Origin of the sequence: Kitasatospora sp. NPDC091207 (assembly GCF_044768625.1) — a bacterium.
In the GTDB taxonomy this organism is placed as follows: domain Bacteria; phylum Actinomycetota; class Actinomycetes; order Streptomycetales; family Streptomycetaceae; genus Kitasatospora.
This window is the reverse complement of record NZ_JBIVVS010000030.1, coordinates 93,550-101,861: the sequence shown is the minus strand read 5'-3', so window position 1 is coordinate 101,861 and position 8,312 is coordinate 93,550. Positions and strand designations below refer to the sequence as shown.

Sequence of the window (8,312 nt, the reverse complement as noted above, 5' to 3'; positions counted from 1 at the left end):
CTTCCTTCGGACCGCCTTCCAGCGGGCCCTCCGGGCGCTTCGTTCTTTCGTGTTCCCAGCTTACCAGATGCTTTCCGCACCGTTTCCGGCGCTTCCTTCATCCAACTCGCTGATGTCTTCTGCGGCTTGATGCCCCGTCCGACGTTTCAAACTCTAGCCGATCCCCGCCCCGAAAGGCGAATCCGACCGCAACCCATATAAACAGACACACCGAATAAGACCTGAGCCGCACCGTCGAAATGACAAAGCGCAACCCAGCCCGAACCGGGAAGTGATGTGTTTCCAAGGATTGGCCGCCCCGGGACCGTCCGCGCAGATGCGTGTCCGGTGCTCCCAGCCGAGCGACTAGGGAACACTACGCTGCCCAGCCTGGCGATGCAAACACTCCTGAGCGCTCGCGGCCGGGCCAACGACGAACGGCCGCCGGCCGGACCCCCGGGGGGAGGGGTCCGGCCGGCGGCCGCGGTGGAGCGGGGGCTCAGCTGTTGGTCGGGAAGCCGAGGTTGATGCCGCCGTGCGAGGGGTCCAGCCAGCGCTGGGTGACGGCCTTGCCGCGGGTGAAGAACTGCACGCCGTCCGGACCGTACGCGTGGGCGTCGCCGAACAGGGACGCCTTCCAGCCGCCGAAGGAGTAGTAGGCGACCGGCACCGGGATCGGCACGTTGATACCGACCATGCCGACCTCGACCTCGTACTGGAAGCGCCGGGCCGCGCCGCCGTCGTTGGTGAAGATGGCCGTGCCGTTGCCGTAGGGGTTGGCGTTGATGAGCTCCAGGCCCTCCTCGTAGGAGGCGACGCGCACCACCGACAGCACCGGGCCGAAGATCTCGTCGTTGTAGACGGACATTCCGGGCTTGACGTGGTCGAACAGCGTGGGGCCGAGCCAGAAGCCGTCCGAGGTCGGGGCGCCGTTCCGGTCCTCGGCGGTGATCGGGTGCTTCCGGCCGTCGACCGCCAGCTCGGCGCCGTCGGCGACACCGGACTCGACGTAGGAGGTGACCTTGTCCCGGTGCTGGCCGGTGACCAGCGGGCCCATCTCCGAGTCGCCGTTGCAGCCGGGCCCGACCTTGAGGTTGGCGATCCGCTGCTTGATCTTCTCGACCAGCTCGTCACCGATCGGGTCGACGGCGACCAGCACCGAGATGGCCATGCAGCGCTCGCCGGCCGCGCCGAAGCCGGCGTTGATGGCGGCGTCGGCGCTGAGGTCGAGGTCGGCGTCCGGCAGGACCAGCATGTGGTTCTTGGCGCCGCCGAGGGCCTGCACGCGCTTGCCGTAGCGGGTGCCGGTCTCGTAGACGTAGCGGGCGATCGGGGTGGAGCCGACGAAGCTGACCGACTTGATGTCGGGGTGCTCCAGCAGGCGGTCGACGGAGACCTTGTCACCGTGCACGACGTTGAACACGCCGTCCGGCAGCCCGGCCTCCTTCCACAGCTCGGCGAGGAAGTTGGCGGCGGACGGGTCCTTCTCCGAGGGCTTCAGCACGACCGTGTTGCCGGCCGCGATGGCGATCGGGAAGAACCACATCGGCACCATGGCCGGGAAGTTGAACGGAGAGATGATGGCGACCGGGCCGAGCGGCTGGCGGATCGAGTAGACGTCGATGCCGGTGGACGCCTGCTCGGTGAAGCCGCCCTTGACGAGCTGCGGGATGCCGCAGGCGTACTCGACGACCTCCACGCCGCGGGCGATCTCGCCGAGCGCGTCGGAGTGCACCTTGCCGTGCTCGGCGACGATGATCGCGGCCAGCTCGTCCCGGCGGGCGTTGAGCAGTTCGCGGAAGTTGAAGAGCACCGTCGTGCGCTTGGCGATCGAGGCGTTGCGCCACTCGGCGAAGGCCGAGGCGGCGGCAGCCACCGCCTGGTCGACCTCGGCGATCCCGGCGAAGTCGACGTGGCCCGAGACCTGGCCTGTGGCCGGGTCGAAGATGTCACCGCGGCGGGGCGCGGCGCCGGCGGTGGCGACCGGCCGGCCACCGATCCAGTGAATGATGTGCTTGCTCATGGTCCGTCTGCCTCCGAAGTCCCGGGCGGCGTCCTGCCGCCGGTCCCTTGTGTGGCGCCGCCCGCGAGTGGGCCGGGCGACGGGATCACGGGGCTACCGCGCTCATCACCCAGTCTGCTGGCCACCACGGCCGGCCTCAACGAACAGGCTGACGGGGATCGGGGATTCAGCCTTACAGGTCGTCGGCGGTATCGGCCGAACGGGCGAAGCTCAGGCCTCGGACGGCCCCGCGGTCCCGTCCGGGCCCGTCCCGTCCGCGGCCGGCCCGTCGGCGCCCACCGCCCCCTCGCCACCCGCCGTGTCCCCGACGGGCAGCTCTTCCTCGGCGTCCGCCCCGGTCTCCCTCGCCTCGACGTCCTCCAGATACGGATCGTGCAGTCCGTCCGCGGCCTCCCGGGTCTCCAGCAGGTCGAGCCGGAGGTCCTGCGACCACGCCAGCGCCCACCGCTTGAGCCCGCCCACCGTGCCGCTCGGTGTGCCGGCCACCGACCGCCGGACCCGGAAGCGCCCGTCGGCGGCTTCGGCCAGCGTCTCCAGCCGGTCGGCGAGAACGGCGGGCTGGAAGTCCGGGTCCAGCGCGGTGGCCAGCGCGAGCAGCTCCCCCTCCCGGTACCAGGCGGTCAGGGCGTGCACGTCGAGCAGGTCCCGCGGCAGGCCCCGGTCGGCGAGCAGCGCGGTGGCCAGCCCGGCCGCGTCCTCCAGGGCGACGACCGTCATCGTCAGCGGGGGTTCACCGGGCGCCGGTGCGCCGAGGTCGAGGCGGACCGGGCGGTGGCCCAGCGGCTCCTTGCGCAGCTCCACCGTGTGCGTCCGCCCGCCGAGCGTCAGCCGGACGGACAGCTGTTCCAGACGCGGTGTGCCCGGACGCTCGGCGACCCCGCCGCCGGCCGCCCGGTAGGCGGCGGCCAGCTCGGCCGCGGCCTGCGGCAGGTCGGTTCCGCCGCTGGTCACCAGGGTCAGCCCGTCCTGGGCGCAGGCCGGCACGCCTTGGGCCCGCAGCGCGTGCCCACCGGCGAGCGCGAACCCGAGCCGGTCGCAGACGGGGCGGGCCAGCTCGGCGAGCCGCAGCTGGGCCGGGCCCGGTCGGAGAGGCGCGTCGACGGTGTCCGGGGCGGTGGTCACCCTCCCAGTCTGGCGCGACCGTCCGCGCCGTGCGTCCGGGCCGGCCCGGACGCCCGGGGGTCCCGGACCGCGCCCGGGCACCCGGGGCTCCGGAACGCCCGGAGCCGCCGGGGGCTCCGCGGCCTCACCAGTCGCTGAGCCGGGCGGCGGACTCGTGCAGGGCGAGCTCCAGCACGACCGGGTCGTTGAGCCGTCCGGAGCCGTCGGGCGGGACGAGCCAGCGCACGCCCCGGCTGCGGCGTCCGGGGTGCGGCACGACGATCCAGGTGCCGTCGCCGGCGCACCGGACGCCGGTGCCGATCCAGCGCGCGGCCGTGCCGACGGGGACGAGGAAGCCGACGCTCTCGCCCGCGAAGTCGCTGAGGACCGGCCCGCAGGAGCGGGAGTCGAGGATGTCGAGGACCGGCCGGCCGAGCCGGCCGGGTACCGAGAGGACGTCCCACAGACGTCCGGCGGGCAACAGCATCAGGCCCAGCCCGCTGCGTTCCCACTGTTCCCGGAAGGCGTCCGGGTCCGGTGCCGCCTGGGCGAGCCAGTGCAGTCCGGTGCTCTCCATGGTCCTGTCCCCGTTTCTCAGCGCTGCTGCTGATCGTGGCGCGACGGGAACCGAGACCCGCCGTCACCAACGAGAGGCGGACGGCGGGTCTCTCTTACACGGGTAGCGCGATCGCCCGGCCGAACGGCGTCATCGGCGGAGCACCGCACCGATCACCGGATCGACCGGTCATCGGATCATGAGGGCGGCCGGTCGGCCCCTCCTCGGGCCCTCGCCCGACCGCTCCACCCCTCAGCTGTCGAAACCCAGCCCCATCCGGTCGAGGGTGCGCAGCCAGAGGTTGCGGTGGCCGCCGGTCCGGTCCGCCCGCTCCAGCGAGCGCGTGGTGATCTCGATGCCCGCCCAGCGCACCGGCTCGGGCGGGAACGGCAGCGGCTTGGAGCGCACCATCTCCAGCGAGGTGCGCTCGGTCCGCTCCCCGGCCAGCAGGTCGAGCATCACCTCGGCGCCGAAGCGGCTGGCGCCGACGCCCAGCCCGGTGTACCCGGCGGCGTAGGCGACCCGGCCGCGGTAGGCGGTGTCGAAGAACGCCGAGAACCGGCTGCAGGTGTCGATCGCGCCGCCCCAGGCGTTGGTGAAGCGCAGCCCCTCCAGCTGCGGGAAGCAGCGGAAGAAGTGGTTCGCCAGGGTGCGGAAGGTCTCCGGCCGCTGGTCGTACTCGTGCCGGACCCGCCCGCCGTAGTGGTAGACGGCGTCGTAGCCGCCCCAGAGGATCCGGTTGTCGGCGGAGAGCCGGAAGTAGTGGAACTTGTTGGCGCTGTCGCCGAGCCCCTGCCGCCCCTGCCAGCCGATCGCGGCGAGCTGTTCCGCGCTGAGCGGCTCGGTCATCAGCGCGTAGTCGTACACCGGGACGATGAACGGGCGGACCCGCTTGACCAGCGACGGGAAGACGTTGGTGCCGAGGGCGACCCGCCGGGCGAAGACCCGCCCGTACGGGGTGCGGACGGCCATGCCGCTGCCGTACTCGTTGAGGTCCGTCGCCCGGGTGTGCTCGAAGATCCGCACGCCCAAGGAGAGGCAGGCGGCCTTGAGACCCCAGGCCAGCTTGGCGGGGTGGACCATCGCCACGCCCTCCTTGTCCCAGAGCCCGCCGAGGAAGGTCGGCGAGTCGACCTGGGCCCGCAGCTCGTCACGGTCGAGCACGGTGATGTCGAGCCCGTACTCGGCGACGGCCTCGGCGACCTCGTGCAGCTCGGCGAGCTGGTGGGGCTGGGTGGCGACGTCGATCTCGCCGGTGCGCTCCCACTCGGCGTCGATGTCGTAGCGCTTGAGGGTCGCCTCGATGCCGTCCAGGTTGGCGGCGCCGAGGCGCTCCAGCTGGGCGAGTTCGGCGGGCCAGCGCTGCAGCCCGTTGCCGAATCCGTGGGTCAGGCTGGCCGCGCAGAATCCGCCGTTGCGCCCGGACGCGGCCCACCCCACCTCGTTGCCCTCGACCAGGACGACGTCCAGGGAGGGGTCCCGCTCCTTGGCGACGAGGGCGGTCCAGAGGCCGGAGTACCCGCCGCCGACGACCAGCAGGTCGCAGGTGGTGTCGCCGACCAGAGCGGGCAGCGCCGCCGGCCGGCCCGGGTCCTCCAGCCAGAAGGGGGTGGGCCTGGCGTCACTGAGCGCGCGGGCGGAGTCCATGCATTATCAGCCACTTTCTGCACATTGATGGTGATGGTGGGGCCGCCTCCCGACGGTATGCCCAGGAGGCGGCCCGGCCGGTCAGGCGGTGGCCTTCCGGCGGTTTCCGAGCCACTGACCGGCGACGGTCAGGACCACCGCGGCGATGAACATCGCGGTGCCGATGACGTTCACCTGCACCGGGATACCGCGCTGGGAGGCGCCCCAGACGAACATCGGGAAGGTGACCGTGGTCGGGCCCGAGTTGAACTGGGTGATGATGAAGTCGTCGAAGGAGAGCGCGAAGCTGAGCAGCGCGCCGGCGGCGATGCCGGGGGCGGCCAGCGGCAGGGTGACCCGCAGGAAGGTCTGGGTCGGGGTCGCGTAGAGGTCCTGGGCGGCCTGTTCGAGCCTCGGGTCCATGCTCATCACGCGTGCCTTGACCGCCGTCACCACGAAGCTCAGGCAGAACATGATGTGCGCGATGAGGATCGTGGTGAAGCCGAACGGGATGCGCATGTTGAGGAAGAGCGTGCCGAGCGAGGCGGCCATCACCACCTCGGGCATGGCCATCGGCAGGAAGATCATCGCGGTGGTGGCGGAGCGGCCGCGGAAGCGGTAGCGGGCCAGCGCGAAGGCGACCATGGTGCCGAGCACGGTGGCGCCGACGGTCGCGAGCACCGCGATCTCCAGGCTCAGCGACAGCGACTGGCACATGTCGGCCACACCGCAGGGATCGGTCCAGGCGTCGGTGGAGAACTCGGACCACTCGTAGTTGAACTTGCCGACCGGCTTGTTGAACGAGAAGGCGAGCACCACCAGGTTGGGCAGCACCAGGTAGGCCAGGGCCAGCACGCCGGCCAGCACCACCAGGTGGGCCCGGAGCCACTTGATCACTCGGGACATCAGACCAGTTCCTCCGTCCCGGCCTTGCGCATGTAGACCGTCACCATGCCCAGGATCAGGGCCATCAGGATGAAGCTCAGCGCGGCGGCCGTGGGGTAGTCGAGCACGTTCAGGAACTGCTTCTGGATGCCGTTGCCGACCATCTGCTCGCTCGGCGAGCCCAGCAGCTGGGCGTTGATGTAGTCGCCGGAGGCCGGGATGAAGGTGAGCAGCGTGCCCGCGACCACGCCGGGGAGCGAGATCGGGAAGGTCACCTTGCGGAAGGTGGTGAACGGGCGGGCGTACAGGTCGCCGGCCGCCTCGTGCAGACGCGGGTCGATCCGCTCCAGCGAGGTGTACAGCGGCAGGATCATGAACGGCAGGAAGTTGTAGGTCAGACCGCAGACCACCGCGAGCGGCGTGGCCAGCACCCGGTCGCCGGAGGTGAGCCCGACCGCGCTGGTGAGGTCCAGGACGTGCAGCGCGTTGAGCGCGCCCACCACCGGGCCGCCGTCCGAGAGGATGGTCTTCCAGGCCAGCGTGCGGATCAGGAAGCTGGTGAAGAACGGCGCGATCACCAGGATCAGGATGACGTTGCGCCAGCGCTTGCCGGCCTTGAAGGCGATCGTGTACGCGAGCGGGTAGCCGATGGCCAGGCAGAACAGCGTGGCGGTCGCGGCGTAGCCGAACGAGCGGACGAAGTGCCAGCGGTACTCGACCAGGGCGTCCCAGTAGGTGGCGACGTGCCAGGTGACGCTGAAGCCGTCCTCCAGCGAGCCGGTCTGCAGCGAGGTGGAGGCCTGGTAGACCATCGGCACCGCGAAGAAGACCACCAGCCAGGCGATGCCGGGCAGCAGCAGCCAGTACGGGGTGAGCTTGCGCCTGGGCCGCGCGGCCGGTTCGGGCAGCGCGCTGCCGTCGGGGGGTATGGCCTGCGGCGGCGCCGCCGCGGTGGTGGTGGTCATGCCGCCTCCTCCCCGGTGCCCGCGTCGATCGCCTGCGCGGCGTCCAGGGCGAAGGAGTGTGCCGGGTTCCAGTGCAGGACGACCGGCGCGCCGGGGACGATCCGGCTGTCGCGCTCCATGTTCTGCTCGAAGACGGTGACCTCCTGGCCGCCGTCGGTGCGCACCAGGTACTGGGTGGAGACGCCGATGAAGCTGGAGTCGACGACGGTGCCACCCAGGCGGTTGCGGCCGGCGGCGACCTCGGCGGAGGAATGCTCGATGGTGATCTTCTCCGGCCGGACGCCGAGGTGGACCTTCCGGGCGTCGGCGGCGCATCGGGCCCTGGGCACCGTGAGCCGGGTACCGGCGGCGCTGAGCAGCAGGTCACCGCCCTCCTGGCCGGTCACATCGGCGGGCAGCAGGTTGGACTGGCCGAGGAAGTTGGCCACGAAGGTGGTGGCGGGGTTCTCGTAGAGGTCGGCGGGGGCGCCGAGCTGCTCCACCCGGCCGCCGTTCATCACCGCGATGGTGTCGGCCATGGTCATGGCCTCCTCCTGGTCGTGGGTGACGTGGACGAAGGTGATGCCGACCTCGGTCTGGATCCGCTTGAGCTCCAGCTGCATCTGCCGGCGGAGCTTGAGGTCGAGGGCGCCGAGCGGCTCGTCCAGGAGCAGCACCTGCGGGTGGTTGATCAGGGCGCGGGCCACGGCGACGCGCTGCTGCTGGCCGCCGGAGAGCTGGTGCGGCTTGCGGCGGGCGAACTGGCCGAGCTCCACCAGCTCCAGCATGTCGTCGACCTGCTTCTTGACGTCCTTCTTGCCGCGCCGGCGCAGGCCGAAGGCGATGTTCTCGAAGATGTCGAGGTGCGGGAAGAGCGCGTAGCTCTGGAAGACGGTGTTCGCCGGCCGCTTGTAGGGGGGCAGGGCGGTGACGTCCTGGCCACCGATCAGGACGGTCCCGGTGGTGGGCTCCTCCAGTCCGGCGATCATGCGCAGCGTGGTGGTCTTGCCGCAGCCGGACGCGCCGAGCAGGGCGAAGAAGGAGCCCTGGGGGACGGTCAGGTCGAGCGGGTGGACGGCGGTGAAGGACCCGTAGGTCTTGCCGATGCCGGTGAGGCGGACATCGCCGCCGGTGGCCGCGGAGCGCAGCTGCTCTGTCATGGGTGGTGTCTCTCTGGATTCTCTGCCGTCAGTGGGGG

General features: G+C 71.3%; 7 protein-coding genes. All 7 read right to left on the bottom strand.

Going from position 1 to position 8,312, the window contains the following annotated elements:
* Positions 1-478 precede the first annotated feature (478 nt).
* Positions 479-2,002, bottom strand: a complete 1,524-nt coding sequence (locus tag ACIQTO_RS33435) for a CoA-acylating methylmalonate-semialdehyde dehydrogenase (RefSeq protein WP_402396111.1) — start codon at positions 2,000-2,002, stop codon at positions 479-481.
* Positions 2,003-2,212: 210 nt separating this feature from the next.
* Complete coding sequence (locus ACIQTO_RS33430; RefSeq protein WP_402396108.1) at positions 2,213-3,124, bottom strand: hypothetical protein; 912 nt, start codon at positions 3,122-3,124, stop codon at positions 2,213-2,215.
* 124 nt (positions 3,125-3,248) lie between these two features.
* Positions 3,249-3,680 carry a hypothetical protein gene (locus ACIQTO_RS33425; protein ID WP_402396106.1) on the bottom strand — a complete coding sequence of 144 codons (432 nt, stop codon included), beginning with the start codon at positions 3,678-3,680 and terminating at the stop codon, positions 3,249-3,251.
* 231 nt (positions 3,681-3,911) lie between these two features.
* Positions 3,912-5,306 carry an NAD(P)/FAD-dependent oxidoreductase gene (locus ACIQTO_RS33420; RefSeq protein ID WP_402396104.1) on the bottom strand — a complete coding sequence of 465 codons (1,395 nt, stop codon included), beginning with the start codon at positions 5,304-5,306 and terminating at the stop codon, positions 3,912-3,914.
* Between the two features lie 81 nt (positions 5,307-5,387).
* Positions 5,388-6,191 carry an ABC transporter permease gene (locus ACIQTO_RS33415; RefSeq protein WP_402396102.1) on the bottom strand — a complete coding sequence of 268 codons (804 nt, stop codon included), beginning with the start codon at positions 6,189-6,191 and terminating at the stop codon, positions 5,388-5,390.
* A complete protein-coding gene (locus ACIQTO_RS33410; RefSeq protein WP_402396099.1) occupies positions 6,191-7,135 on the bottom strand; it encodes an ABC transporter permease in 945 nt (314 codons plus the stop codon). The genes ACIQTO_RS33415 and ACIQTO_RS33410 overlap by 1 nt, the downstream gene beginning before the upstream one ends.
* Positions 7,132-8,274: an ABC transporter ATP-binding protein gene (locus ACIQTO_RS33405; protein WP_402396097.1), complete on the bottom strand. Its 1,143-nt coding sequence runs from the start codon at positions 8,272-8,274 to the stop codon at positions 7,132-7,134. Before ACIQTO_RS33405 ends, ACIQTO_RS33410 begins: the two co-directional genes overlap by 4 nt.
* Positions 8,275-8,312 lie beyond the last annotated feature (38 nt).

What these genes read in the sequence shown, in the direction of transcription:
- ACIQTO_RS33435 (WP_402396111.1), bottom strand. Translation starts at nt 2,002, where the DNA reads ATGAGCAAGCACATCATTCACTGGATCGGTGGCCGGCCGGTCGCCACC.
- ACIQTO_RS33425 (WP_402396106.1), bottom strand. Translation starts at nt 3,680, where the DNA reads ATGGAGAGCACCGGACTGCACTGGCTCGCCCAGGCGGCACCGGACCCG.
- ACIQTO_RS33420 (WP_402396104.1), bottom strand. Translation starts at nt 5,306, where the DNA reads ATGGACTCCGCCCGCGCGCTCAGTGACGCCAGGCCCACCCCCTTCTGG.
- ACIQTO_RS33415 (WP_402396102.1), bottom strand. Translation starts at nt 6,191, where the DNA reads ATGTCCCGAGTGATCAAGTGGCTCCGGGCCCACCTGGTGGTGCTGGCC.
- ACIQTO_RS33410 (WP_402396099.1), bottom strand. Translation starts at nt 7,135, where the DNA reads ATGACCACCACCACCGCGGCGGCGCCGCCGCAGGCCATACCCCCCGAC.
- ACIQTO_RS33405 (WP_402396097.1), bottom strand. Translation starts at nt 8,274, where the DNA reads ATGACAGAGCAGCTGCGCTCCGCGGCCACCGGCGGCGATGTCCGCCTC.